24 protein-coding genes are annotated in these 25,568 nt (G+C 72.8%); 10 read left to right on the top strand and 14 right to left on the bottom strand.

The annotated features are described in order from the left end of the window. Window positions 1-63 precede the first annotated feature (63 nt). Window positions 64-825: a GntR family transcriptional regulator gene (locus tag ACGH2B_RS07665; protein ID WP_399086058.1), complete on the bottom strand. Its 762-nt coding sequence runs from the start codon at window positions 823-825 to the stop codon at window positions 64-66. A 242-nt stretch (window positions 826-1,067) separates the two neighbouring features. On the opposite strand from ACGH2B_RS07665, the gene ACGH2B_RS07660 reads away from it, so the two are divergent. From ACGH2B_RS07660 to ACGH2B_RS07645, 4 genes are all read left to right on the top strand, one after another. Next, entirely contained in the window at window positions 1,068-2,333 is a 1,266-nt protein-coding gene (locus ACGH2B_RS07660) for an extracellular solute-binding protein (RefSeq protein ID WP_399086055.1), read from the top strand. A gap of 149 nt (window positions 2,334-2,482) precedes the next feature. Next, a complete protein-coding gene (locus tag ACGH2B_RS07655; RefSeq protein WP_399086052.1) occupies window positions 2,483-3,472 on the top strand; it encodes a carbohydrate ABC transporter permease in 990 nt (329 codons plus the stop codon). Then, entirely contained in the window at window positions 3,469-4,299 is an 831-nt protein-coding gene (locus ACGH2B_RS07650; protein ID WP_399086049.1) for a carbohydrate ABC transporter permease, read from the top strand. The genes ACGH2B_RS07655 and ACGH2B_RS07650 overlap by 4 nt, the downstream gene beginning before the upstream one ends. Before the next feature lie 10 nt (window positions 4,300-4,309). Continuing rightward, window positions 4,310-6,262, top strand: a complete 1,953-nt coding sequence (locus tag ACGH2B_RS07645; RefSeq protein ID WP_399086046.1) for a glycoside hydrolase family 3 protein — start codon at window positions 4,310-4,312, stop codon at window positions 6,260-6,262. Between the two features lie 86 nt (window positions 6,263-6,348). On the opposite strand, the gene nagB is transcribed toward ACGH2B_RS07645, so the two are convergent. Then, window positions 6,349-7,131: a glucosamine-6-phosphate deaminase gene (nagB, locus tag ACGH2B_RS07640; RefSeq protein WP_399086043.1), complete on the bottom strand. Its 783-nt coding sequence runs from the start codon at window positions 7,129-7,131 to the stop codon at window positions 6,349-6,351. A 900-nt stretch (window positions 7,132-8,031) separates the two neighbouring features. Between nagB and ACGH2B_RS07635 the strand changes: the two genes are divergently transcribed. Further along, window positions 8,032-9,501 (top strand): sensor histidine kinase, encoded by a 1,470-nt coding sequence (locus ACGH2B_RS07635; protein WP_399096794.1) that lies wholly within the window; start codon window positions 8,032-8,034, stop codon window positions 9,499-9,501. A gap of 172 nt (window positions 9,502-9,673) precedes the next feature. Here the strand turns inward: ACGH2B_RS07635 and ACGH2B_RS07630 are convergent, their stop codons facing one another. After that, entirely contained in the window at window positions 9,674-9,931 is a 258-nt protein-coding gene (locus ACGH2B_RS07630; RefSeq protein ID WP_003983230.1) for a WhiB family transcriptional regulator, read from the bottom strand. Window positions 9,932-10,251: 320 nt separating this feature from the next. After that, entirely contained in the window at window positions 10,252-11,235 is a 984-nt protein-coding gene (locus tag ACGH2B_RS07625; protein ID WP_399086040.1) for a diacylglycerol/lipid kinase family protein, read from the bottom strand. A gap of 272 nt (window positions 11,236-11,507) precedes the next feature. Here ACGH2B_RS07625 and ACGH2B_RS07620 point away from each other — a divergent pair, with 272 nt between their 5' ends. After that, window positions 11,508-11,966: a hypothetical protein gene (locus ACGH2B_RS07620; RefSeq protein ID WP_399086037.1), complete on the top strand. Its 459-nt coding sequence runs from the start codon at window positions 11,508-11,510 to the stop codon at window positions 11,964-11,966. Between the two features lie 63 nt (window positions 11,967-12,029). Here ACGH2B_RS07620 and ACGH2B_RS07615 read toward each other — a convergent pair whose 3' ends face one another. The 4 genes from ACGH2B_RS07615 to ACGH2B_RS07600 form a co-directional block, all read right to left on the bottom strand. Further along, complete coding sequence (locus ACGH2B_RS07615; protein WP_399086034.1) at window positions 12,030-13,043, bottom strand: RNA polymerase sigma factor SigF; 1,014 nt, start codon at window positions 13,041-13,043, stop codon at window positions 12,030-12,032. A gap of 16 nt (window positions 13,044-13,059) precedes the next feature. Beyond that, entirely contained in the window at window positions 13,060-13,473 is a 414-nt protein-coding gene (locus tag ACGH2B_RS07610) for an anti-sigma regulatory factor (RefSeq protein ID WP_143940718.1), read from the bottom strand. A gap of 286 nt (window positions 13,474-13,759) precedes the next feature. Continuing rightward, entirely contained in the window at window positions 13,760-14,263 is a 504-nt protein-coding gene (locus tag ACGH2B_RS07605) for a GNAT family N-acetyltransferase (protein WP_399086030.1), read from the bottom strand. Window positions 14,264-14,425: 162 nt separating this feature from the next. After that, window positions 14,426-14,686 carry a UBP-type zinc finger domain-containing protein gene (locus tag ACGH2B_RS07600; RefSeq protein WP_399086027.1) on the bottom strand — a complete coding sequence of 87 codons (261 nt, stop codon included), beginning with the start codon at window positions 14,684-14,686 and terminating at the stop codon, window positions 14,426-14,428. 94 nt (window positions 14,687-14,780) lie between these two features. Between ACGH2B_RS07600 and ACGH2B_RS07595 the strand changes: the two genes are divergently transcribed. Then, complete coding sequence (locus ACGH2B_RS07595; protein WP_399086024.1) at window positions 14,781-16,379, top strand: Na+/H+ antiporter; 1,599 nt, start codon at window positions 14,781-14,783, stop codon at window positions 16,377-16,379. 120 nt (window positions 16,380-16,499) lie between these two features. On the opposite strand, the gene ACGH2B_RS07590 is transcribed toward ACGH2B_RS07595, so the two are convergent. Next, the gene (locus tag ACGH2B_RS07590) at window positions 16,500-16,733 is read right to left on the bottom strand and encodes a hypothetical protein (RefSeq protein ID WP_399086021.1); all 234 of its coding nucleotides are present in this window, start codon (window positions 16,731-16,733) and stop codon (window positions 16,500-16,502) included. Between the two features lie 241 nt (window positions 16,734-16,974). On the opposite strand from ACGH2B_RS07590, the gene ACGH2B_RS07585 reads away from it, so the two are divergent. Continuing rightward, window positions 16,975-17,889, top strand: a complete 915-nt coding sequence (locus tag ACGH2B_RS07585) for a glutaminase (protein ID WP_399086018.1) — start codon at window positions 16,975-16,977, stop codon at window positions 17,887-17,889. A gap of 95 nt (window positions 17,890-17,984) precedes the next feature. Beyond that, the gene (locus ACGH2B_RS07580; protein WP_399086015.1) at window positions 17,985-18,206 is read left to right on the top strand and encodes a hypothetical protein; all 222 of its coding nucleotides are present in this window, start codon (window positions 17,985-17,987) and stop codon (window positions 18,204-18,206) included. 18 nt (window positions 18,207-18,224) lie between these two features. On the opposite strand, the gene ACGH2B_RS07575 is transcribed toward ACGH2B_RS07580, so the two are convergent. From ACGH2B_RS07575 to ACGH2B_RS07565, 3 genes are all read right to left on the bottom strand, one after another. Further along, window positions 18,225-19,163, bottom strand: coding sequence for a beta-ketoacyl-ACP synthase III (locus ACGH2B_RS07575; protein WP_399086012.1), 939 nt, complete (start codon window positions 19,161-19,163; stop codon window positions 18,225-18,227). A 347-nt stretch (window positions 19,164-19,510) separates the two neighbouring features. Beyond that, window positions 19,511-21,769, bottom strand: coding sequence for a heavy metal translocating P-type ATPase (locus ACGH2B_RS07570; RefSeq protein ID WP_399086009.1), 2,259 nt, complete (start codon window positions 21,767-21,769; stop codon window positions 19,511-19,513). Continuing rightward, window positions 21,766-21,939, bottom strand: a complete 174-nt coding sequence (locus tag ACGH2B_RS07565; protein WP_399086006.1) for a hypothetical protein — start codon at window positions 21,937-21,939, stop codon at window positions 21,766-21,768. The genes ACGH2B_RS07570 and ACGH2B_RS07565 overlap by 4 nt, the downstream gene beginning before the upstream one ends. 220 nt (window positions 21,940-22,159) lie before the next feature. Here ACGH2B_RS07565 and ACGH2B_RS07560 point away from each other — a divergent pair, with 220 nt between their 5' ends. Further along, window positions 22,160-23,248: a magnesium and cobalt transport protein CorA gene (locus tag ACGH2B_RS07560; RefSeq protein ID WP_399096791.1), complete on the top strand. Its 1,089-nt coding sequence runs from the start codon at window positions 22,160-22,162 to the stop codon at window positions 23,246-23,248. A 60-nt stretch (window positions 23,249-23,308) separates the two neighbouring features. Here ACGH2B_RS07560 and ACGH2B_RS07555 read toward each other — a convergent pair whose 3' ends face one another. Both ACGH2B_RS07555 and ACGH2B_RS07550 read right to left on the bottom strand, forming a co-directional pair. Continuing rightward, window positions 23,309-24,574 carry a CynX/NimT family MFS transporter gene (locus ACGH2B_RS07555; protein WP_399086003.1) on the bottom strand — a complete coding sequence of 422 codons (1,266 nt, stop codon included), beginning with the start codon at window positions 24,572-24,574 and terminating at the stop codon, window positions 23,309-23,311. Then, complete coding sequence (locus tag ACGH2B_RS07550) at window positions 24,567-25,313, bottom strand: FadR/GntR family transcriptional regulator (RefSeq protein ID WP_399086000.1); 747 nt, start codon at window positions 25,311-25,313, stop codon at window positions 24,567-24,569. The genes ACGH2B_RS07555 and ACGH2B_RS07550 overlap by 8 nt, the downstream gene beginning before the upstream one ends. Window positions 25,314-25,568 lie beyond the last annotated feature (255 nt).

Here is a 25,568-nt window from a genome sequence, read left to right as displayed (position 1 = left end):
CGCCGGAGCGCCGTTCGGGTGCTTTCCGCGAGCCGCCGCCGCACCGCGCGGACCGCCGCCGCGTCACTCCACCGGACGGCTCAGCCGGGCCACGAACTTGTAGCGGTCGCCGCGGTAGACGGACCGCACCCACTCCACCGGCCGCCCCTGCGCGTCACGCGAATGGCGGGAGAGCATCAGCATCGGCAGCCCGACATCGGCGCCGAGCAGCCCCGCCTCGCGCGGGGTGGCCAGCGATGTCTCGATGGTCTCCTCCGCCTCGGCGAGGCGCACGTCGTAGACCTCGGCCAGCGCGGTGTAGAGCGAGGTGTACTTGACGAGGTTGCGGCGCAGCGCCGGGAACCGCTTGGCGGACAGATGGGTGATCTCGATGGCCATCGGCTCACCACTGGCCAGCCGCAGCCGCTCGATGCGCAGCACCCGGCCGCCGGCGGCGATGTCCAGCAGTCCGGCGAGCCGGTCGTCGGCGGTGACGTAACCGATGTCCAGCAACTGGGAGGTGGGCTCCAGCCCCTGGGCGCGCATGTCCTCGGTGTAGGAGGTCAGTTGCAGCGCCTGGGAGACCTTCGGCTTGGCGACGAAGGTGCCCTTGCCCTGGATGCGTTCCAGCCGTCCCTCGACCACCAGCTCCTGGAGAGCCTGGCGGACGGTGGTGCGGGAGGTGTCGAACTCCGCGGCCAGCGCCCGCTCCGGGGGGACCGGTGTGCCCGGCGGCAGCGTTTCGGTGATCTCCAGCAGATGCTTCTTGAGGCGGTAATACTTGGGTACGCGGGCGCTGCGCGTCGTTGTCGCGCCGTTCTCCGCACTGCCCCCGTCGGTCTGCATGACCCGCCCTTCCGCCCTCTGTCGTGCTGCCGTCACCGGCTCCTCCGTACCTTGCGCCTCACATCGTGGCACGGGCGTGGTCGCCGGGCCCTTCCGCGGGCCCGCACCCGGCAGATGTCGGTCCGGTAACGGAGCCGACAGCGACTCTTATACACCCTTGACACCCCAAAAGGTCTAGGCCAAGCTGCGGGGCACTGGTCTAAACCATTAAAGACCACACCCGGCCTCTAGGGGAGAGCGCAATGAAGCGTGGACTCATAGCAGCGACCGCGGTCGCGGGAATGCTGATGAGCGTCGCTGCCTGTGGGTCCAGCGGCAGCGGGAACGGCGCGGACGGCTTCAAGGGTCAGAAGCTGACCGTGTGGGTGATGTCAGGGTCCAACCCGTCGCAGTGGACGGCCCAGGTCTCCGAGGAATTCGAGAAGAAGACCGGCGCCACCGTCGACTTCAAGGTCCAGCAGTGGGACGGCATCCAGCAGAAGCTGACGACCGCCCTGTCCGAGGACAGCCCGCCCGACGTCGTCGAGATCGGCAACACCCAGACCGCCGCCTACGCCAAGGCGGGCGCCCTGCTCGACCTCGGCGACCTCAAGAAGCAGATCGGCGCCGACTGGAGCGACTCCTTCAACAAGGCGGCGATGGCCGACGGGAAGCAGTACGCGCTCCCGTGGTACGCCGGCAACCGCGTCGTCATGTACAACAAGAAGATCTGGGCGAAGGCCGGGATCAAGGACCTCCCGAAGACGCGCACCGAACTGTTCAAGGCGTTCGACACCATCAAGCACAAGACCGACGCCGAACCGCTCTACCTGCCCGGCCAGAACTGGTACTTCTTCGACGGTCTGACCATCGGCACCGGCGCCGACCTCGTCAAGAAGAGCGGCGGCAAGTGGGTCTCCAACCTCGCCGACCCCAAGGTCGCCAAGGCGATGGACATCTACAAGACCTACCAGTCCTTCAGCGACGCCCCCAAGAACAAGGACGAGGCGACGCCGCAGCAGGCCGAGGTCTTCGCCAAGGGCAAGACCGGCGCCATCATCGCCATGGGCTACGAGGCGGCCACCGCGATCAAGGCCAACCCGGACATCAAGAACGACATCGGCTTCTTCACCCTCCCCGGTGAGACCGCGGACAAGCCCGAGGGCGTCTTCCTCGGCGGCTCCAACTTCGCCGTCGCCGGCGGCAGCACCAAGCAGGACCTCGCCAAGGAATTCCTCAAGATCGCGCTGTCGAAGAAGAACGACGCGCAGATGGTCAAGGAGGTCGGCTGGAGCCCCAAGTCCCCCGACCTGGCGAGCGCCGCCAAGGGCAACCCGGCGGCCGAGGCGGCGGCCCCCGCGGCCGCGAAGTCCGGCGGCACCACCCCGCTCATCCCGGAGTGGGCGGCCGTCGAGAACGTCCCGAACCCGATCAAGAACTACATGACCGCCGTGCTGAACGGTAAGACCGCCGACGACGCCGCCAAGGCCGTCGAGCCGGAGATCAACAAGCGGCTCGCCCAGAAGTAGGCGACCGCCGCCGAAGGGGCGCCGCCCGCCAGGGGGCGCCCCTTCGCGGACCCGGCACACCCGGTCCTGACGTACGGCCCGGCCGCCCCCGGCCGTACGTCAGGCACCGCAACGCGCGCGAACATCGGTACGAAGGGGAGCGAACGGCCATGGCAGTGCAGCTCGACGACGCGGTGGACAAGAGGGCGCCGCGCATCGGCAAGGGCGGTGCGCCGCCCGCCGGCCGCGCCACCGGAGCCCGGCGGACCCGCACCGGGAGAGCCACGCCCTATCTGCTGCTGCTCCCCGCGCTGCTGGCCACCGCCGTCTTCCTCGGCTGGCCGATGGTCCGCAACATCCTGCTCTCCTTCCAGACCCTCAACATGAAGGAGCTGATCCAGCACCTGACGGTCTGGAGAGGCACCGGCAACTTCCAGGAGATCCTGGGCAACGAGGAGTTCTGGCGGGTCACCCTCCGCACCCTCGTCTTCACCGCCGTCAACGTCGTCCTGATCATGGTGCTGGGCGTTCTCATCGGCCTGCTCCTCGCCCGCCTCGGCAAGAAGATGCGCCTGGCGCTCTCCGTCGCGCTGGTGCTGGCCTGGGCGATGCCGGTCATCGCCGCCACCACCGTCTTCCAGTGGCTCTTCGACTCCCGCTACGGCGTCGTCAACTGGGTCCTGGACCAGCTCGGCTGGCACGCCATGGCCCACTACGACTGGGTCGGCACCCAGCTCTCCACCTTCTTCGTCATCACCCTGCTGATCGTCTGGCAGTCCCTGCCGTTCGTCGCCCTCAACCTCTACGCGGCGACCACGACCATCCCCAAGGAGCTGTACGAGGCGGCCCGGATGGACGGCGCCGGCACCTGGAAGGTCTTCACCACCGTCACCTTCCCCTTCCTCAAGCCGTTCTTCCTCGCCACGACGTTCCTGGAGGTCATCTGGGTCTTCAAGGCGTTCCCGCAGATCTTCGCGATCAACAAGGGCGGCCCGGACCGGCTCACCGAGACCTTGCCGATCTACGCGTTCACCGAGGGCGTCGGCAACCTCCACTTCGGCATGGGCGCCGCGATCTCCCTGCTCACCATCGCCGTACTGCTCGCCGTGACCGCGTACTACCTGCGACTGACGCTCAAGCAAGAGGAGGACGAGCTGTGAAGCGCTCGCTCGCCGGCCGGATCTGGCCCAACGCGACGGCGATCGTGCTCGCCATCGGATTCGTCTTCCCCGTCTACTGGATGTTCAACACGGCGTTCAAGCCGACCGGCGACATCATCAGCGACGTCCCCGTGTGGTTCCCGCTGCACGGCACCTTCCAGCACTTCGCGACCGCGGTGGGCGCCCCCGACTTCTGGACGCTGGCGGGCAACTCCGTCCTCGTCACCGCGCTCGCCGTCGGGCTCTCGCTGCTCATCGCGCTCTGCGCCGCCTTCGCGCTGACCCGGATGCGGTTCAAGGGCCGCAAGGCGACGCTACTGGTCTTCATGGTCGCGCAGATGGCGCCCTGGGAGGTCATGGTCATCTCGATCTACATGATCGTCCGCGACGCCGCCATGCTGAACAGCCTCGTCCCGCTGACCGCCTTCTACATGCTGATGGTGCTGCCCTTCACCCTCCTGACGCTGCGCGGCTACGTCGCCGCCGTGCCCAAGGAGCTGGAGGAGTCCGCGATGGTCGACGGCTGCTCGCGCCGTCAGGCGTTCACCAAGGTCGTCTTCCCGCTGCTCGCCCCCGGTCTGATGGCCACCTCGCTCTTCGGCTTCATCACCGCCTGGAACGAGTTCCCGCTCGTCCTGGTGCTCAACAAGGAACCGGCCAAGGGGACCCTGCCGCTGTGGCTGTCGCAGTTCCAGAGCCAGTTCGGCGACGACTGGGGCGCCACCATGGCCGCCGCGTCGATCTTCGCCGTACCGATCCTGGTCCTCTTCCTCTTCCTCCAGCGCAAGGCCGTCGGCGGCCTCACCTCCGGCGCCGTGAAGGGATGACGTGGACCCCATGAGCGCCACCCGGACCCGCGCGGCCACCGACACCCTCACCCGCGACGCCCTCGCCGTCCTCCAGCCCGGCTTCACCGGCACCACCCCGCCCGACTGGGTGCTGCGCCGCCTCGACGAGGGCCTCGCCGCCGTCGCCGTCTTCGGCCGCAACGTCGTCAGCCCGGACCAGCTCGCCGCCCTCACCGCCCGGTTGCGCACCGTACGCGACGACGTCCTGGTCGCCGTCGACGAGGAGGGCGGCGACGTCACCCGCCTGGAGGTCCGCACCGGCTCCTCCTACCCGGGCAACCTCGCGCTCGGCGCCGTCGACGACCCGGCACTCACCCGCGCCGTCGCCCGCGACCTGGGCCGCCGCCTCGCCGCCTGCGGTATCAACCTCAACTGGGCGCCCTGCGCGGACGTCAACTCCGACCCGGACAACCCGGTCATCGGCGTCCGCTCCTTCGGCGACACCCCGGCGCTCGTCGCCCGGCACACCGCCGCCTACGTCGAGGGCCTCCAGTCCGCCGGCGTCGCCGCCTGCACCAAGCACTTCCCCGGCCACGGCGACACCGCCGTCGACTCGCACCACGACATGCCGCGGGTCGGCGTGGACCTCGCCACGCTCCGCGAGCGCGAGCTGGTGCCGTTCCGCGCCGCCGTCGCCGCCGGCACCCGCGCCGTCATGAGCGCGCACATCCTGCTGCCCGCCCTGGACCCGGCCCGCCCGGCGACCCTCAGCCCGGCCGCCCTGCACGGTCTGCTGCGCGCGCCCGAGGCCGACGGCGGCCTCGGCTTCGAAGGGCTGATCGTCACCGACGGCATCGAGATGCGCGCCATATCCGCCGCCTACGGCATCGAACGCGGCAGCGTCCTGGCGCTCGCCGCCGGCGCCGACGCGCTCTGCGTGGGCGGCGGCCTCTGCGACGAGGCCACCGTCCTCCGCCTGCGCGACGCCCTCGTCCGCGCCGTCCACGACGGCGACCTGCCCGAGGAACGCCTCGCCGACGCCGCGTCCCGCGTCCGCGCGCTGGCGGGGTGGGTACGGCAGGCCGGGGGAGCGGGCGCCACGGCCACGGGCCCGGCGGCCTTGGGTCCGGCGCTCCCCGCTGCCGGGCCCCTGGGCGCCACGGCCGCGGCTCCGGCGCACCCGGGCGCGGCGGCCTCGGGCACAGCCCGCCCCGTCACCGGGCCCCGGGGCGCGGCGGCCTCGGGTACGGCCTCCCCGGCCGCCACGTCCCCGGCCGCGACGCCCCCGGCCGCGACGCCCCCGGCCGCGACGCCCCCGGCCGCGACGCCCCCGGCCGCGACGCCCCCGGCCCCGACGTCCCCGTCCCCGACGTCCCCGTCCCCGGCCATCCCGGACGAAGCGGCTCCGGCCACGGCCCCTTCGGCCGCGACACCCCCGGCAGCGGGCACGGCGGAGATGACCGCGCCCGCACAGGAGAGGCCCACGCCCGCACAGGAGGCCACCGGGCCCGAACCGGAGGCCACCGCGCCCGGCCTGCTCGCCGCCCGCCGGGCGCTGCGCCGCACCGCGCGGGAGCCGTTCACCCCGCTCACCGGGCCGGTGCACGTCGCCGCGTTCACCCCCGTCGCCAACATCGCCGTCGGCGACGAGACCCCCTGGGGCGTCGCCGCCGAGCTGACCCGGCTGCTGCCCGGCACCACCACGACCGCGTACGGCGCCGAACGGGCCACCGCCGAGGGCACCGACCGGCTGATCGCCGCGCTGCTCACCGAGGCCGGGCGGCGCCGGGTGGTCGCCGTCGTCCGCGACGCGCACCGCCACCCCTGGATGGCCGAGGCGCTCGCCGCCCTGGTGGCCGCCCGCCCGGACACCGCCGTCGTCGAGATGGGCGTCCCGCAGGCGGCCCCGTGCGGCGCGCTCCACCTCGCCACTCACGGCGCGGCCCGGGTCTGCGCCCGCGCCGCCGCCGAGGCGCTGACGGAGGACACGGCCGCCGGCTGACACCGCCGCCCCGCAGACCGACGGCCGGTGCGCTCCCACGTGGGGGGAGCGCACCGGCCGTCACCTGTCCGGGGTCGGGGTGCTTTCTACAGCCCCTGCCACGCGGGCTTGGCCGCGTACGTCGCCCGGAAGTAGTCCGCGAGCTTCAGCTCCGCCGCGGCCGCCTCGTCCACCACGACCGTGGCGTGCGGGTGCAACTGGAGCGCGGACGCCGGCACCACCGCGGCGACCGGGCCCTCGACCGCCTGCGCCACGGCGTGCGCCTTGCCCGCGCCGGTCGCCAGCAGTACCAGGTGGCGCGCCTCCAGGATCGTCCCGATGCCCTGGGTGATGACGTGGTGCGGCACCTCGTCGGGGCTGTCGAAGAACCGCGCGTTGTCCTCACGGGTCTGCCGCGTCAGCGTCTTGATCCGGGTGCGCGAGGCGAGCGAGGAACACGGCTCGTTGAAGCCGATGTGCCCGTCCGTACCGATCCCGAGGATCTGGAGGTCCACCCCGCCGGCCGCCCGCAGCGCCGCGTCGTACGCCGCGCAGGCCGCCGGGATGTCGTCGGCGGAGCCGTCCGGGCCCATGAAGGACCCTTTGCCGATCCCGAGCGGTTCGACGACCTCGCGCAGCACCACCGAACGGTACGACTCGGGGTGCCCGGCGGGCAGCCCCACGTACTCGTCGAGCTGGCAGACGCGCACCCGCGAGGCGTCCACCGCGCCGGACGCGACCTGCGCGGCGAGCGCTTCGTAGATGGGCAGCGGGGTCGAGCCGGTGGCGACGCCGAGCAGCGCGTCGGGCTTGCGGCGCACCAGGGCGGCGACGGCGTCGGCGATGAGCCTGCCGCCTGCGGGGGCGTCCGGAACGATGACAACTTCCACGCGTGGCCTGCCGTTCTGAAGATGGACTCTGGTGGTATAGACCAATCTATCAGAGGGGGTACGTCCGGGCCGGGCCCACGGAAAACCGTCACCCTCCGTTCCCCCGGCCTTTCCCCGCGGCGTCGAATTCCCTGCCCTCCCCTTATTCCACCCTCCGTATCCATCCCCGGACACTCCGCATTTCCACCGCCCGGCCTTTGCCGCACGGAATTCCGTAATTCCCTTACGGGAAAGGGGAAATGGATGCGCCGGACGGCGGCGGAAAGGGCGGGCCGCGCCCGGAAAAGGAGTGTGCCGCCGGACCCGGCCCGACAGGGGGCGGGCGGATCCGGCGGCGCACCCGGGCGGCCACCCGGGGGGAAGCGAGCGGGCGGCCGAGCGGGGAGGGCGGTCGCGTGGCGACGCGCCTCCAGCATGGGCGCGGCGCATCAAATGGCGGTCAACGGGAGATCAACGCGGGATCCGGCCACGGAAGGGGCCGGGCCCGGGAGGCCGCCCACCGGATCCGGCCCCGGAAACACCCGCGGGCCGCGGCGCCGGGACAGGACCCTCAACCTGTCCGGCACCGCAGCCCGGAGCTACATCGGCCGGCTCCGTGGACGGTGGGACACCCCGAGTGCGGTAGGGGCGGCTCCCGTCCGGGAACCGGTCGATCGGAGACCGCCGCGTAGTCAGGGCAGAGAACGCGCCGGTCTCGATCCGCCCCCCTGTGCGGGGAGGGCGGAGGTCTGTAGTGCAAACATTGTGGACTAGACCATTCTGATCTGTCCATGCCCATGCGGCGCGAAAGATCCGCGCCGCCCCCCGTACGGCACGACCGCCCCACGGGAAGCCCTCCGTACGGAGAACACGGGAAGAACAGGGACACCGTACGCCGGTAGGCTCGCAGACGTGCCCTCCATGAACGATCTCGTACGCCAGCACACCGCTCTGAGCGACTCCGACCTCGAATGGCTGCACCTGCTCGTCTCGGAATGGCAGCTACTGTCCGATCTGTCCTTCGCCGACCTGGTGCTGTGGGTCCCCACCCTCGACGGGACCCGCTACGTCTCGGTCGCCCAGATGCGGCCGAACACCGGGCCCACCTCCTACCAGGACGACATGGTCGGCCATCTCGTCCCGCGCGGTCGCCGCCCGATGCTGGACTCCGCGCTGGACGAGGGGCGGATCGTCCGTGAGGGCGACCCGGAGTGGCGCGAGGAGGTGCCGGTCCGCGTCGAGTCCATCCCGGTCCGCCGCGAGGGCCGGGTACTCGGCGTGATCGCCCGCAACACCAACCTCCTCACCGTCCGCACCCCGAGCCGCCTGGAGCTGACCTACCTCCAGAGCGCCTCCGACCTCGCCCAGATGATCGCCGCCGGAACGTTTCCCTTCCCCGGCCAGCAGGTCGACATGGACGCCTCACCCCGCGCCGGCGACGGCCTGATCAGGCTCGACGCGGACGGCGTCGTCCAGTACGCCAGCCCCAACGCCCTCTCCGCCTACCACCGCCTCGGCCTCGCCGCCGACCTGGTCGGCCACCACCTCGGCCGCACCACCGCCGAACTGGCGCCCGCCCGTGGCCCGGTGGACGAAGCGCTGGTCAAACTGGCCAGCGGCTGGGCGCCCCGGGAGTTCGAGGTCGAGGGCGACGAAGGCGTCATCCAGCTCCGGGCGATCCCGCTCAAGCCCAAGGGCACCCACAGCGGCTCGCTGGTCCTGCTCCGCGACGTCACCGAACTGCGCCGCCGCGAACGGGAATTGATCACCAAGGACGCCACCATCCGGGAGATCCACCACCGGGTGAAGAACAACCTCCAGACCGTCGCCGCCCTGCTCCGCCTGCAATCCCGCCGGATGGACTCCGCCAAGGGCCGCGAGGCGCTGGACGAGGCGGTGCGCCGGGTCGGCTCGATCGCCATCGTCCACGAGACGCTCTCCCAGAACCTCGACGAACGCGTCCAGTTCGACGAGATCGCCGACCGGGTCCTCGCGATGGTCGCCGAGATCTCCCCCGGCAAGGTCACCACCCGCCGCACCGGCCGTTTCGGCATCCTCGACGCCGAGGTCGCCACCCCGCTCTCCATGGTGCTGACCGAGATCCTTCAGAACGCCCTGGAACACGCCTTCGACGAGGGCGAATCGGGCGCGGTCGAGGTGGGCGCGGTACGCGGCGGCAGCCGCACCGAGCCGAGGCTGCTGGTCACCGTCCAGGACAACGGCCGCGGGCTGCCCGAGGGCTTCGACCCGCACAGCGCCGGAAACCTGGGGCTCCAGATCGTACGGACCCTGGTCGAGGGGGAGTTGGGCGGCGCGTTCGACATGGTCCGCGGCGCCGAGGGCGGTACGCAGGTACTCCTCGACGTACCGGTCCGGCCCGAGAAGAGCTGACCCGGCCGGCCGCCGCGGCCACCGGGGGAGCGGCGCGGCGGTCGGCCCGTACGGCAGCGGTCCGCACAGCAGTAAGCCCCGGACCATTGGATGGTCCGGGGCTCAAAGCTCACGTTGCTCTGCGCATCGGGGGTACTGCGCGCTGCGGCTCGGGGGCCACGGGGAGTCTGTGTCAGGCGCTGGCGTTGCGCGCCCGGTTGCGAGCTGCACGGCGCTTCATCGCGCGGCGCTCGTCCTCACTCAGACCACCCCAGACGCCGGAGTCCTGGCCGGACTCGAGCGCCCACTGCAGGCACTGCTCCATGACGGGGCAGCGGCGGCAGACGGCCTTGGCTTCCTCGATCTGCAGGAGCGCAGGACCGGTGTTGCCGATGGGGAAGAAGAGCTCGGGGTCTTCTTCGCGGCAAACGGCGCGGTGACGCCAGTCCATGGCTGCTCCATCTCCTCGTATAACGGGAACGTTGCTTGTGAATGTGAACGCTTTCACGAATCCCTCCGCAGGGGAAGGGCCGAATGCCAGTCGACAAACTGGTGCGGTCCTGTGGATTGAGGAGGGGATTCGGGCTCTCAAGGGGGCCGGTGAAGCGGCCGTCCCGATCGCCATGAAGAGACTCGCAAACCTCGGCGACGGATACAACCCCTACCGGAAACTTTTTTTTGATTCCTCGGTGTCAGCTAGGTCACAGCCGTACTTCTAGGGGGTGGAAGTCAGCCTAAACGTTCGAGTGAAAGGACTTTAGGCCCTACTGCTCACACAATCACACGCAGTGCACGGCGTACGCCTGTGAACGTCACACTCGTGCGCAGTCCGAGGTGGTCACCGTCCATCTGAAAGGGCAGTGGGACCTGTGAATGCAAGGTGAAGGCCGTCAGGTCGTGGAGTGACAGTGCGTGCTTGCCGTGGGGTCCGCGCTCCGGTGTGGAGGCCAGCAACTGGGTCGCGTAACGCGTCACGGCGGCGGGGGAGAGGCGGCTCAGGGCGAAGACGTCCAGTGCGGTGTCGAACGAGGCCTCCGGGAGCGGGTAGAGCGGGCGATTGCCCAGGTAGCTCCAGGGAGAGGTGTTGCAGATTATCGACATCACCAGGCCGTCGGTGATCTCCGGGGCGCCGCCGCCGGGGGCCGGGCGCTCCAGGGTGATGGCGCCCTCCCGGCGGTTCTGGTCGCCCAGGAACTGCCGGACGACCTGACGGACGTAGAGGCTGTGGGTCGAACGCTTGCCGCGCTCGCGCTGCTGTTCGACGCGGCCGACCACGCCGGCGTCGAAGCCGAATCCGGCGCAGAAGGTGAACCAGCGGCCCGGGGCGCCCTCGTCCTCACTGCCGCGGGTGCCCGCCGCGTGTCCCAGGCCGACCGTCCGTTCGCTGCCGTCCCGGAGCGCGTCCAGCAGTGCGCCGGTCGCCTCCACGACGTCGTTCGGCAGGCCGAGCGCGCGGGCGAAGACGTTGGTGGAGCCGCCGGGCACCACGGCCAGGCGGGGATGGGACTCCGGATCGGGGCCATGGGTCAGCAGGCCGTTGACGACCTCGTTGACGGTGCCGTCGCCGCCGAGCGCCACCACCAGCTCGGTCCGGCCGTCCTCGGCGGCGTGCCGGGCGAGATCGCGGGCGTGGCCGCGGTACCGGGTCTCGGCGACCGTCAGATCCAGATCGCTGGCGAGCGCGTGGGCCAGTACGTCACGGGTGCGGGCACTGGTGGTGGTGGCAGCGGGATTGACCACGAGAAGCGCGCGCATGACCGCCAGCGTACCTACCCGGTGGTACCGGTCCGGCGACGCACCTCCTCCTGGAGGGGCGCGGTCGGGAGGCCGCGCGCCGCCGGTGGGGCGGGCGTCCGGGCGGTACGGGTGACGGAGCGTGGTGGCCGGTTCGCGGGAGGGGGCGCCCGGGGGCGGAGCGTGGCGGGCCCGTACGGAGGGTGAGGCGGGTGTCCGGGCCGGAGCCGGCCCGGGCGGCATGGTGGCCGGGGGCGGCCGGGGCGGGGCGGGCCCGGCGCTACCCTGCTGGGGTGAGCAGTAAGCAGCAGAAGAAGTCCGCACGCCAGGCCGCCGCCGCGCCCGCGGCCCCCGAGCCGGCCGGACCGCGCCCGGCCCGGCTGAGCGCCGCCGCGGTGCTCACCGCCGTCGAGGGCGTCGCGCTGGCCGCCCTCGGCGTCTCCCTGCTGATCGAGGGCGTCACCGGCTCGCCGGACAGCCCGCGGCAGGCCGTGACCGGCGCGGTGACGGTCCTCGCGCTGGCGGTGCTGCCGCTGGTCGCGGCTCGTGGACTGTGGCTGCTGCGCCGCTGGAGCCGTGGCCCTTCGCTGATGACGCAGATCGTGGCGCTGCCGGTCGCCTGGACGCTGATCAACGGCGGCGGTGCGCTGATCGCCGCGGGCGCCGGGCTGGCGGTCGTGGCGTTCGTCGTCCTGGGGCTGCTGGTCAACCCGACGGCCACCGTGGCACTCGGGATCAGCCCTCGGGAGTGACGGCCGGAACGGCGGAGGGGGCGGGTCCGTGCGGACCCGCCCCCTCCGTGCGTCACCGGACGCTCACTCCTCGACGAGGAGACGGTCGCGTAGCTGGGCCAGGGTGCGGGCCAGCAGCCGGGAGACGTGCATCTGCGAGATGCCGACCTCCTGGGCGATCTGCGACTGGGTCATGTTGCCGAAGAACCGCAGCAGCAGGATCTTCTTCTCGCGCGGCGGCAGATCCTCCAGCAGCGGCTTGAGGGATTCGCGGTACTCGACGCCCTCCAGCGCCTCGTCCTCCGCGCCGAGGGTGTCGGCCACCGCGGGGGACTCGTCGTCGGTGTCGGGGACGTCGAGGGAGAGCGTGGAGTAGGCGTTCGCCGATTCCAGGCCCTCCAGGACCTCCTCCTCGGAGAGCCCCAGATGCTCCGCCAGCTCGTGGACGGTCGGCGCCCGGCCGTGGCGCTGGGACAGCTCGGCGGTGGCCGTCGTCAGCGACAGTCGCAGTTCCTGGAGGCGGCGCGGTACCCGGACCGCCCAGCCCTTGTCCCGGAAGTGGCGCTTGATCTCGCCGACGACGGTGGGTGTGGCGTACGTCGAGAACTCCACCCCGCGGTCCGGGTCGAAGCGGTCGACGGACTTGATCAGGCCGATGGTCGCGACCTGGGTGAGGTCGTCCAGGGGCTCGCCGCGGTTGCGGAATCTGCGGGCCAGGTGCTCGACCAGCGGGAGGTGCATCTGCACCAGGGTGTTGCGCAGCTCCGCGCGCTCCGGGGAGCCGTCGGGGAGTTCGCGCAGCTCGTGGAACATCGCCCGGGCACCGCTGCGGTCGTGCGGGTCGTGGGCGTGTGCCGGGTCGTGGGCGTGCGGGGGCTCCGGAGCGGCGGGCTCCGGGGTCTCCTGGGGCGGGCGTGGCGTGTGCTGTGCCTGCCCGTCCTGCTGCTCGCTGTCGTCCATGTGGTCCGCCCGCTCTGCCTGCTCCGCTGCGTCCGGCCGGCTGCCGGGGTCGTCCGCGCCCGTCGGGTGCGGCCGGGCCTGCTGGTCCGGGATGGTCGCACCCGGCGCGATCCCCGCGCCGCGTTCGAGATCTTTCACGGGGCCCCCTGTTCGGTCATGACGGTCCGGGACCGGCGCCGCGCTCCTTGTAGAGGCTGATGGTGACCGTACGGTCCTCGGCGACGGCGGAGTCGACCTTGCCGGCCAGTGCGGAGAGCACCGTCCAGGCGAAGGTGTCGCGCTCGGGTGCGCGGCCGTCGGTGGTCGGCGCCGAGACGGTCACCTGCAACGCGTCGTCGATGAGACGGAAGACGCAGCTCAGCACGGAGCCGGGGACGGCCTGCTGGAGCAGGATCGCGCACGCCTCGTCCACCGCGATGCGCAGGTCCTCGATCTCGTCGAGGGTGAAGTCCAAGCGGGCTGCGAGACCGGCGGTGGCCGTCCGCAGCACGGAAAGGTAGGCACCCGCAGCGGGCAGCCGGACTTCCACGAAGTCCTGGGTCCCGGGCTCGCCTGCGATCTGGGACACCCTCACCTCCAAGGTGGCACAAGCTGGATTGAGCTGATACGAGTTGAGCTGATGTGTGCGGCCGCTGTGCCGCTCCGGGCGGTCCGCCGGTCGATCCCGCGGGATGCGGTGGTGGCGCGGCGCAGCACATGGTTCGGCTGTGACGCTACCGCGATCCGCGGGCCGGTGTCGCCCGGAAGGAGCAGGGCGCTCGTCCGGAATGCGAACGGATCCGGGAGGCCCCGGAACCGTTGTCGTCACTCATTGTAAACACATGCGTACGCACAGTGGCTAGGGGTTGGGGGCGTCAAATCCTCGACGGTGACGCTCCGTTGACCCGCGCGGTGTCCGCGAGGTCGTGCAGTGCCTCTCCAGTGAGCCGGAAGACGGACCATCCGTCCATGGGCCGCGCGCCGATCGACCGGTAAAAGCCGATGGACGGTTCGTTCCAATCCAGGACGGACCATTCGAAACGCTCGTAGCCGCGGGCGACGCAGATCTCCGCGAGCGCCGCCAGCAGCGCCTTGCCGTGGCCCGCGCCGCGCGCCTCGGGGCGGACGTAGAGGTCCTCCAGATAGACACCGTGCGTGCCCGTCCACGTCGAGAAGTTGCGGAACCACAGGGCAAAGCCCACCGGCTCGCCGTCCGCCTCCGCGATCAGTGCGAAGGCCGCGGGCTGCGGGCCGAAGAGCGCCTCGGTGAGCTGCGCCCGCGTCGCCCGCGCGGCCTCGGGGGCGCGCTCGTACGCGGCGAGTTCGCCGATCATGGCCAGGATGACGGGGACGTCGGCGACGGCTGCTTCGCGGATCATGCCGTCAGGCTAAACCGCGCCGGTGACAGGCCGGCAGGGAGGCCGGTGGGGCGGACGGCCCGGGGCGGGCGCCGCGCGGCCGGGCCGGAGCCGCCCCGGGCCGTACCGCCGCGCGGCCGGGCCCCGCGCGTTCCCGGCCGGGGGCCGCCCCGTCGCCGTCCTTCAGACCAGGAGCTGGTCGGTGAAGCACCAGCGCCAGGATTCGCCCGGCTCGAAGGAGCGCATCACCGGGTGGCCGGTCTGCTCGTAGTGCGCCGTGGCGTGGCGGAAGGGTGAGGAGTCGCAGCAGCCGACGTGGCCGCAGACCAGGCAGAGCCGCAACTGGACGGGGTGGCTGCCCACCTCCAGGCACTCCGGGCAGGTGCCGGTCAGCGGGACGGGTTCGGCGCGTGGCAGATCACGGACGTGCACACACTCGCTCATGATGGCCAGGTTACGACCTGGGGAGCGCCGGCCCCGGGGCGCGGGGACGGCGGCGCCGCACACGGGCCGCGCCGGGGACGGACGGGACGGGCCGATGGACGTCATGCCGCTGCTGTTGCTGATCGCCGGGAGCGCCGCGGTCGCCGCGCTCGCCCGGCGTACGCCCGTCTCGGCGCCGCTGCTGCTGGTCGCGGTCGGGCTCGTCGCGGCGTACGTCCCCGGGGTGCCGGACTACACGCTCGACCCGCACATCGTGCTGCCGCTGGTGCTGCCGCCGCTGCTGCACACCGCGGCGCTGGAGAGCTCCTACCTGGACCTGCGGGCCAACTGGCGGCCGGTGGCGCTGCTCTCCGTGGGGTACGTCCTCTTCGCCACGCTCGCCGTCGGGCTCCTCGCCCACCTGGCCGTGCCGGATCTGCCGCTGCCCGCCGCGCTCGTCCTGGGGGCGGTGGTCGCGCCGCCCGACGCCGTCGCGGCGACAGCCATCGCCCGGCGCCTGGGGCTGCCCGGCCGGATCACCACCATCCTCCAGGGCGAGTCGCTGGTGAACGACGCCACCGCCATCACCGCCTACAAGGTGGCCCTGGCCGCGGCGGTCGGCGTGGGCGCCACCTGGGCGAGCGGGGCCGAGGAGTTCGCCGTCGCCTCCCTGGGCGGGATCGGCGTCGGGCTCGTCCTGATGGTGCCGCTGCACTGGCTGCGCCGCCGGCTGCGGGACGCGCCGCTGCTGGAGAACACGCTCTCGCTGCTCATCCCGTTCGTGGCGTACGCCGCCGCCGAGCAGATCGGGGCGTCCGGGGTGCTCGCCGTGGTCGTCGTCGCCCTCTACCTGGGGCACCGCTCCTGGCAGGTGGATTTCGGGACCCGGCTCCAGGAGGCGGCGGTGTGGCGGATGGTGTCGTTCCTGCTGGAGTCCGCGGTCTTCGCGCTGATCGGGCTCCAACTGCCGGTGGTGCTGCGCGGTCTGGGGGAGTTCAGCGGCGCGCAGGCCGCGCGGTACGCGGCGCTGGTCTTCGTGGCGGTGGTGGTGGCGCGGTTCGTGTGGGTCTTCCCGGCGACGTATCTGCCGCGGCTGTCGGCCCGTATCCGGGAGCGGGAGCCGGACGTGACGGTCGCGGCGCCGCTGATCGTCGGCTGGGCCGGGATGCGCGGTGTGGTGTCGCTGGCCATCGCGTTCTCCATCCCGGCGACGGTGCACGACGGCGGCCCGTTCCCCGCCCGCAACCTGGTGCTCTTCCTGACGTTCACCACCGTCATCGGCACGCTCGTCGTCCAGGGGCTGACGCTGCCGCCGCTGATCCGCGCGCTGAGACTGCCCGGCCGGGACGCGCGCACCGAGACCCTCGCCGAGGCGCAGGCGCAGAACGAGGCGTCGCGCGCCGCCGAGGCGCGCCTGGACGAACTCCTCGCCGATGACCGCAATGCCCTGCCGGGGCCTTTGGCGGACCGGCTGCGCACCGTCATGGAGCGCCGCCGCAACGCCGTCTGGGAGCGGCTGGGCACGGTCAACGAGGCGACCGGCGAATCCGCCGACGAGACGTACCGCCGGCTGGCCGGCGAGATGATCGACGCCGAACGCCGGGTCTTCGTCCGGCTGCGCGACACCCGCCGGATCGACGACGAGATGCTGCGCACCCTGCTGCGCCGCCTCGATCTGGAGGAGGCGGCGGCCTACCGGGAGGAGCGGGGGTGAGGGGCGGGCCGGAGCGTGCGGGGCCTGAGCCGCGGGGCGGTCCGCCGTCCCGGCCCCGTGGTCGCGACGGCCCCGGCCGCCCGCCGTTCCGCCCGGCGGCCGTCCGCCGCCACCCGGGAGCTATCCCCTCAAGAACGCGTCGCCGTGGGCGCTGATGTGGGCCTCCAGTGCGGCCAGGGCGCTTCCGGTGGCCTCGGGGGTGCCGCTGCCGCGCCGTTCGGCGTAGTAGGCGGCGCCGAGCTTCTTGAGGAGGTCGTTGCCCGCGCGCTGCTGCTGGACCTCGTCCACCTTCTGCTTGCCCTGTTCGAGGGCGCTCTGGGCCTGCTCCTTGGCGCGGTCGAGAAACCCTGCCATCATTGCCTCCTGTGAACGATTCGGTCTCATCGGGATCAACGGCCCGCCCGGCCGCCGGGTTCCCCGTGCCAGGCTCCGGCACCCGGGCGGCGGACGCGAGACGGGCGGGCCATCGGGCGGTCCGCCGGGCGGGCCCGGGGGGCGGTGCCGAAGGGCCGCCGTGGGGGCGTCGCCCGGTGGCCGGTGCCGTGAACCGGGCCCCGCCGCCGGGCGCGGGAACGGCCGGGTTAGCGTGTCCGATATGGACTACCAGGCCGTTCTTGATGAGGTAGCGGCCTATGCGCGGCCGTTCGCGGGGCAGGGCGCGGTCGCCGACTACATTCCGGCGCTCGAACGCGTCAGCCCGGACCGTTTCGGTATCGCGCTGGTCGACATCGACGGCTCGGTGTACGGGGCGGGCGACTGGGAGACGCCGTTCTCCGTGCAGTCGATCTCGAAGACCTTCTCGCTGGCGCTGGTGATGGCGCACGCCCATGACGAGGAGATCTGGTCGCGGGTGGGCCGGGAGCCGTCCGGTACGCCGTTCAACTCCCTGGTGCAACTGGAGTGGGAGAACGGTATTCCGCGCAATCCGTTCATCAACGCCGGTGCGCTCGTCGTCACCGACCGCCTCCAGACCCTCACCGGTGACGCCAGTACGACGATGCTGCACTTCCTGCGGGAGGAGAGCGGCAACGAGGAGCTGGCGTTCGACCAGGCGGTGGCCGGTTCGGAGGCCGAGCACGGGGACCGTAACGCCGCGCTCGCGCACTTCATGGCGTCGTTCGGCAATCTGGAGAATCCGGTCCCCAGCGTCATCGAGCACTATTTCTGGCAGTGCTCGATAGAGATGAGCTGCCGGGATCTGGCGACCGCCGGCGGCTTCCTCGCCCGGCACGGGCTGCGCGCCGACGGCACCCGGCTGCTGGAGGCGCGGGAGGCCAAACGGATCAACGCGGTGATGCTGACCTGCGGCACCTACGACGCGGCGGGGGAGTTCGCGTACCGGGTGGGGCTGCCCGCCAAGAGCGGGGTCGGCGGCGGCATCCTCGCCGTCGTACCGGGCCGCTGCACGCTGGCCGTGTGGAGTCCGGGGCTGGACCGGCGCGGCAACTCCGTCGCCGGTGCCGCCGCGCTCGACCACTTCACGACGCTCACCGGCTGGTCGGTGTTCTGAGCCACCCGGGCGGGCCCGCCGTGCGCCCGCCCGGCTCAGGCCGCGTTGTGGCGGCGATCTTCCGGGCGCATCGTGGGCGTAGGAGGTGCAGCGCCATGGAGCACGAGATGCGCGCGGAGTACGAGGACGGCGTGACACCGGGGGAGGACACCCCGGTCAAGATCTGGCACATGGTCCGCCTCGACGGGATCAAGGCGATGTGCGGCCGGATGCTGGCGGAGTCCGCCGCCACCCAGCCGGCCGATCTGTGGGGCACGCCCGAGGGCGAGCCGTTCTGCCATTCCTGCGGTGCGATGTATCTGCGTGAGGTGCCCTGAGCGGCGGCGTCCGCGGCGTCAGGGGCAGTGGATGATCTGGCCCGCGTAGGAGAGGTTGCCGCCGAAGGCGAAGAGGAGGACCGGGTCGCCGGTGGTGATCTCGCCCCGTTCGACCAGCTTGGACAGGGCGAGCGGCACCGACGCGGCCGAGGTGTTGCCGGAGTCGACGACGTCCCGGGCGACGACGGCGTTGACCGCGCCGATCTTCCGGGCGATCGGTTCGATCATCCGCAGGTTGGCCTGGTGGAGGACGACCCCGGCGAGGTCGGCGGGGCTGAGGCCGGAGCGTTCGCAGACCTGGCGGGCGATGGCCGGTAGCTGGGTGGTGGCCCAGCGGTAGACGGTCTGCCCCTCCTGGGCGAAACGGGCCGGTTCGCCCTCGATGCGGACCGCGTGGCCCATGCCGGGGACCGAACCCCACAGCACCGGGCCGATCTTCGGCTCCTCGGACGCGGTGACCACGGCGGCGCCCGCGCCGTCCCCGACCAGGACGCAGGTCGTACGGTCCGTCCAGTCGGCGACGGCGGTGAACTTCTCGGCGCCGATGACCAGCGCCCGCCGCGCGGAACCGGCGCGGATGGCGTGGTCGGCGGTGGCGAGGGCGTGGGTGAAGCCGGAGCAGACGACGTTGATGTCCATCGTCGCGGGGGCCGTCATGCCGAGCGTGGCGGCGACGCGGGCCGCGGTGTTGGGGCTGCGGCCGGTCGCGGTGCAGGTGGCGACGAGGACGAGGTCGACGTCCTCGGGCGGGATGCCGCCGGCTGCCAGGGCCTTCGCCGCCGCCTGGGAGGCCATCGCGTCGACGCTCTCGTTCGGTCCGGCGATGTGCCGGGTGCGGATGCCGACGCGGCTGCGGATCCAGGCGTCGTCGGTCTCCACCATGGCGGCGAGATCATCGTTGGTGAGCACGCCCGGTGGCTGGTAGTGGCCGACCGCGAGAACGCGAGAACCTGGCATGTCATCCCCTCCGGACCTGCGGTGTCGTGCGACAAGTGTGACCCGCTGCGGCCGGGCGTCCCTTGCGAGAACCGCCAATCTTCCGCCGTCTTCTCTGGAGGGACCCGACTCCTGCCGGGCCAGGCCCCGCAGACGCGTTCGACAGGGGCGGGACGCGGCTGGAGGGGACGTACGGGGCGGGGCGGATATGCCCTGTTCTCCGCAGGCCGGGCGGGGTGCGGGGGCCCGTACGCCGCCCCACCCGGTACGCGCACCGGGCCGCATTCCGTACGCCCGGTCCGTACGGCGGCGGGGCCCCGGCCTTCCCGGCCCGGGGCCCCGCCGCCGTACGTCCTCCTCGGTGTCCGTCACTCCGCCGTCGCGCGGAAGCGGCGCAGGCGGAGGCTGTTGCCGACGACGAAGACCGAGGAGAAGGCCATGGCGGCGCCCGCGATCATCGGGTTGAGCAGGCCGGCGGCGGCCAGCGGCAGGGCGGCGACGTTGTAGCCGAAGGCCCAGAAGAGGTTGGTGCGGATGGTGCCGAGGGTGGCGCGGGCCAGCCGGATGGCGTCCGCCGCGGCCCGCAGATCGCCGCGGACCAGGGTCAGGTCCCCGGCCTCGATGGCGGCGTCGGTGCCGGTGCCCATGGCCAGGCCCAGATCGGCGGTGGCCAGCGCCGCCGCGTCGTTGACGCCGTCGCCGACCATCGCGACCGTACGGCCCTCGGCGCGCAGCCGCTCCACCACGGCGACCTTGTCCTGCGGCAGCACCTCGGCGATGACCTCGTCGATCCCGACCTCGGCGGCGACCGCCTCGGCGACCGCGCGGTTGTCGCCGGTCAGCAATACCGGCGTCAGACCCAGCGCGCGCAGCCGGCGGACCGCCTCGGCGCTGGTCGGCTTCACCGCGTCGGCGATCACCAGGACCGCGCGGGCGGCGCCGTCCCAGGCGACCGCGACGGCGGTGGCGCCCGCCTCCTCGGCCCGCCGCTTCGCCGCCGCCAGCGGCTCGGGCAGCGTCAGCCCGGCCTCGGCCAGCAACCGCTCCCGGCCGACCAGCACGGTGTGGCCGTCGACCTCGCCGCGTACGCCGAGCCCGGGGACGTTCTCGAACTTCCCCGGCGCCGGCAGCGCACCGGAGGCCGCCTCCTCGGCGGCGGTGGCGACGGCGCGGGCGATCGGGTGCTCGGAGGCGTGCTCCAGCGCGCCGGCCAGCCGCAGGACGGTGGCCCGGTCGGTGCCGTCGGCGAGGTGGACACCGGACAGCGTCATCACGCCGGTGGTGACCGTGCCGGTCTTGTCCAGGACGACGGTGTCGACGGCGCGGGTGGACTCCAGCACCTCCGGGCCCTTGAGCAGGATGCCGAGCTGGGCGCCGCGGCCGGTGCCGACCATCAGGGCGGTCGGGGTGGCCAGGCCCAGGGCGCACGGGCAGGCGATGATCAGCACCGCGACGGCGGCGGTGAACGCGGCGGTGGCCCCGGCACCCGTACCGAGCCAGTAGCCGAGGGTGCCGACGGCCAGGGCGATGACGACCGGGACGAAGACGGCGGAGATCCGGTCGGCCAGCCGCTGGGCGGCGGCCTTGCCGTTCTGCGCCTCCTCCACCATCCGCGCCATCCGGGCGAGCTGGGTGTCGGCGCCGACCCGGGTCGCCTCGACGACGAGGCGGCCGCCGGCGTTGACCGTGGCGCCGGTGACGCCGTCGCCGGGCCCGACCTCCACGGGGACGGACTCCCCGGTCAGCAGGGCGGCGTCCACGGCGGACGAGCCCTCGACGACCTCGCCGTCGGTGGCGATCTTCTCGCCGGGGCGGACGACGAAGCGGTCGCCGACGGCCAGCTCGGCGGTGGGGATACGGATCTCCCGGCCGCCGCGCAGCACCGCGACGTCCTTGGCGCCCAGCTCCATCAGGGCGCGCAGCGCGGCCCCGGCCTTCCGCTTGGCGCGGGCCTCGAAGTAGCGGCCCGCCAGGATGAAGGTGGTGACCCCGGCCGCGGCCTCCAGGTAGATCGAACCGCCGCCGTCGCCGCGGGTGAGGGTCAGTTCGAAGGGGTGGCGCATGCCGGGCATCCCGGCCGTACCGAAGAACAGCGCCCACAGGGACCAGCCGAACGCGGCGAGCGTGCCCATGGAGATGAGGGTGTCCATGGTGGCCGCGCCGTGCCGCAGGTTGGTCCAGGCGGCGCGGTGGAAGGGCCACGCGGCGTAGACGACGACCGGGGCGGCGAGTGTCAGCGAGAGCCACTGCCAGTTGGTGAACTGCAGGGCCGGGACCATCGCCATGAGGATCACCGGGACGGAGAGCACCAGCGCGGTCAGCAGCCGCTGCCGCAGCGCGGTCAGGCCGTCGTCCGCGGGGCCGCTCTCCTCGTCGTCCGGCTCCGGCTCGGGCGGCGCCGGGACCACGGCGGTGTAGCCGGTCTTCTCGACGGTGGCGATGAGGTCGGCGGTCCCCAGCGTGCTGCCCTCGTCGAGGCGGACGCGGGCCTTCTCGGTGGCGTAGTTGACCGAGGCGGTGACACCGTCCATGCGGTTGAGCTTCTTCTCGACGCGCGCCGCACACGAGGCGCAGGTCATCCCGCCGATCTCCAGCTCGATGTACTGCTCTCCGGGCACGGTGATCACGACTGCTCCTCGTGGTACGGGTGGGGGGTATGCGGGGCGCTGTGCGGCGCGGGGTGCGCGGGCGGCGCCGGGGCGCCGACGGTGCGGCCGAGGCCGAATCCGGCGGCGAGCACGGCCAGCAGGATCAGTGCGTAGCCGCCGAGCAGGACCGGGGTGGTCGGTGCCGTCATTGCCGTACTCCTCACAGGGATACCGGAACCGGGGGACGCGGGCGCTCCCGGGGGTGGGGACGGCGGCGCCACACCGGCGTCCCTTCCTCTCCGACTGTATACCCCCCAGGGGTATTCCGTCACGGGGTGGCGGCCCCGTCCGCGGCGCCCCGGGACCGCCGCCCGAGGCGCCCGCTCCCTGCCGTCCGGCGGGCCGGGGCGCCATACTGACCCGGTGTCGATGATCCGTAGCCTCCGCCGCGCCGTCCGGCTGCCGCAGCCGCGCACCCGCGGGGTCGACCTCAGCCACCCCGCCCGCTCCCCGCTCGGCACCGCCGTCGTCAACTGCGCCATCTACGAGAACGGTGTCCGCCAGCCCGGCGACCACCCCGCCGACGAGGCGATCCGCCGGGTGCGCCGCTCCGGGACGGGATTCGTGTGGATCGGGCTGCACGAGCCCGGGGAGGCCGAGTTCGCGGGCATCGCCGAACTGTTCGGGCTGCACCCGCTCGCCGTCGAGGACGCCGTCCTCGCCCACCAGCGCCCGAAGATCGAGCGGTACGACGGCTCGCTGTTCACCGTCTTCAAGACCGTCCGCTACGTCGAGCACGAGCAGCTCACCGACACCAGCGAGGTCATCGAGACCGGCGAACTCATGGTCTTCACCGGCGCCGACTTCGTCATCACCGTCCGGCACGGCGGCCACGGCTCCCTCGGCCCGGTCCGCGAACAACTGGAGCAGGACCCCGAGCAACTGGCCATCGGCCCGTCGGCGGTGCTGCACGCCATCGCCGACCTCGTGGTGGACGACTACCTCGACGCCGCCGCCGAGATCCAGGACGACATCGACGACGTGGAGAGCGAGGTCTTCTCCGTCAGCGGCGGACGCGGCGGCGCCGGCCGGATCTACCAGCTCAAGCGGGAGCTGCTGGAGCTGAAGCACGCCGTCGCCCCGCTCGACCGGCCGCTCCAGACACTCGTCACCCGCCCGACGCCGTTCGTCGACGCCCGGCTGCGGACGTACTTCCGGGACGTCACCGACCACCTCGAACGGGTCGTCGAGCAGATCACGTCCTTCGACGAACTCCTCAACTCCATACTCCAGGCGCACCTCGCGCAGGTCACCGTCGCGCAGAACGAGGGGATGCGCCGGATCAGCGCCTGGGTCGCGATCCTCGCCGTCCCGACCATGGTCTGCGGCGTCTACGGCATGAACTTCACCTACATGCCGGAGAGGGACTGGACGTTCGGCTACCCGCTGATCATGGCCATCACCCTGGCCCTGTGCTGGCTGATGCACCGCGGCTTCAAACGCAACGGCTGGCTGTGACGGACCGGGGCCCTCCCCGGAGAAAGGGCCCCGGAACGCCGGAGGAACGTACCCGGCGCGCTAGCGTCCGGCGACGTGGCGCGGGCGCGCCGCCCCGAAGCCCACCGCGATCTGCGGCACCAGCAGCACCAGCAGCACCGCCAGCGGCACCGTCCAACCCCCCGTCGTGTCGTGCACCGCGCCCAGCACCGCCGGACCGGTCGCCGCCAGGATGTAGCCGAAGCACTGCGCCATGCTGGAGAGCTGGGCGGTGTGCCGGGCGTCCGGCGCCCGCTCCACGATGAACAGCAGCGCCAGGCTGATCGCCCCGCCCTGCCCCAGCCCCAGCAGCGTCATCCAGACGTACGCCCCGCCCACCGGCGCCGCCAGCAGCCCGGCGAACGCCGCCGCGCACAGCACCGCGCTCACCGCGGCGAGCGTCCCGGCGCGCAGCCGCCGCCCCACGACCACCGGGGCGAGGAACGAGCCCGCGATGCCCAGCAGCGACGAGTACGAGAGCATCCACCCGGCGTCGCCCGCCGCCATCCCGGCGTCCTCGAGCACCGTCGGCAGCCAGGCGGCGGCCGCGTAGTAGCTCAGCGACTGCAGCCCCATGTAGCCGGTGACCTGCCAGGCCAGCGGGGAGCGCCACAGGCCGCGCACCGGGTGCGCCGCCGCGCCCGCCGCACCTGCGGAGGGCCGGGTACGGGCGCCGGTCTGCGGCAGCCAGCACACCAGCGCCACCACCGCCAGGCCGCCCCAGCACGCCAGCGTCGCCTGCCAGCTCAGCCCGGCGGCCCGCTGCACCGGGACGGTCACCCCGGCGGCCAGCGCCGCGCCGCCGAACAGCGACATCGAGTACAGGCCGGTCATCAGCCCGGCGCGGGCCGGGAAGTCCCGCTTGATCAGGCCGGGCAGCAGGACGTTGGCGACCGCGATCCCGGCGCCGATCACCACCGTCCCGGCGAACAGCGCCACCACCGAGTCCACCAGCCGCAGCGCGGTTCCGGCGCCGATCAGCGCCATCGTGCCGAGCAGCGACCGCTCCGTGCCCAGGCGCCGGCCCAGCCGCGGCGCGATCGGCGCCAGCAGCCCGAAGCAGAGCAGCGGCAGCGCGGTCAGCAGACTGGTCGCCGCCGCCGACATCCCGCTGTCGTCCCGGATCGTCCCGGCCAGCGGGGAGACCGCGACCAGAGCGGGCCGCAGATTGAGCGCCAGCAGGACGACGCCGAACCCGAGGTACAGGGCGCGCCGCCCGGTCGGTACGGGCGGCGCCTGCGGGGCGGCGGGGCGCGGCGGCGCGGTGGATATCGGGCCGTCCGCGACGGCGGATCCGGGGTCAGGCACGGTGGTCTCCGGTGGTGTGCGGACGCCCGGCGGTCCGGGCGCCGTCGCCCGTGTCCCCGCGCAGGGCGTCCCTCGCTTCGGTCAGATGCGCCAGGACGGCGCGCTCGGCGGCGTCCGCGTCGCCCGCCTCGATGGCGTCGACGATCGCGGTGTGCCCGTCGAGCTGGTGGTGGACCGCGTCCGGTACGTGCGCGGCGAGCACCGCGTGCAGGGTGGCCCGCAGCGCGTCGCTGAGGTGCGTGTACAGATCCGCCAGCACCCCGTTGTGCGCGGCCTGCGCGATCAGTTGGTGGAAGCGGACGTCGGCCGCCACGAACGCGTCGGTGTCACCCGACTCCCAGGTCCGCACCCGCTCGGCCAGCACCTCGCGCAGCGCCGCCAGATCCTCCGGGGTGCGCCGCACGGCCGCGTGGCGCGCGGCGTCCCGCTCCAGCGCGGCGCGGACCTCGTACGCCTCCAGGCTCTCCGCGCGGCGCAGCCGGCGCTGCACCGCGGCGCCGAAGTCGCTGCGGGCGCGGACGTAGGTGCCGTCGCCCTGCCGGGCCTCCAGCAGCCCGGTGTGGACCAGCGCGCGGACCGCCTCGCGGACGGTGTTGCGCCCCACGTCCAACTGCTCGACGAGCGCGGGCTCCGGCGGGATCTTCGTCCCCACCGGCCACTCACCGCCCGCGATCAGCGCCTCCAACTGCTCGATGACGAGGCCGACCAGGCTGGTACGGGCGGTGTTGCGCAGCGGCATCGGCGCGCGTCCTCTCCTCGGACCGGGACGGCGGACCGCCTTCCGGACCACCGCGTTCTCCGAGTCATGGGAACATCCCATGTTTGTGCCTGTCAAAAGAGGCCGGACCCCGCACGCACCCGCGGCGGAGCCTGAAGGGCTCCGCCGCGGGGCGCGTACGGGGAAGACGTGCACGGGGCGGCCGTACGCGGGGCCGCCCGGTGGTCCGGGCAGAGGACCGCCGCCGTCCGGCCGCGTCCGCCGGTGGCCCGCGCC

It is taken from the genome of Streptomyces sp. BBFR2, assembly GCF_044497305.1.
Lineage (GTDB): Bacteria > Actinomycetota > Actinomycetes > Streptomycetales > Streptomycetaceae > Streptomyces.
Note: the sequence above shows the minus strand (reverse complement) of the source record. Positions and strands in the feature narration are given on the sequence as shown.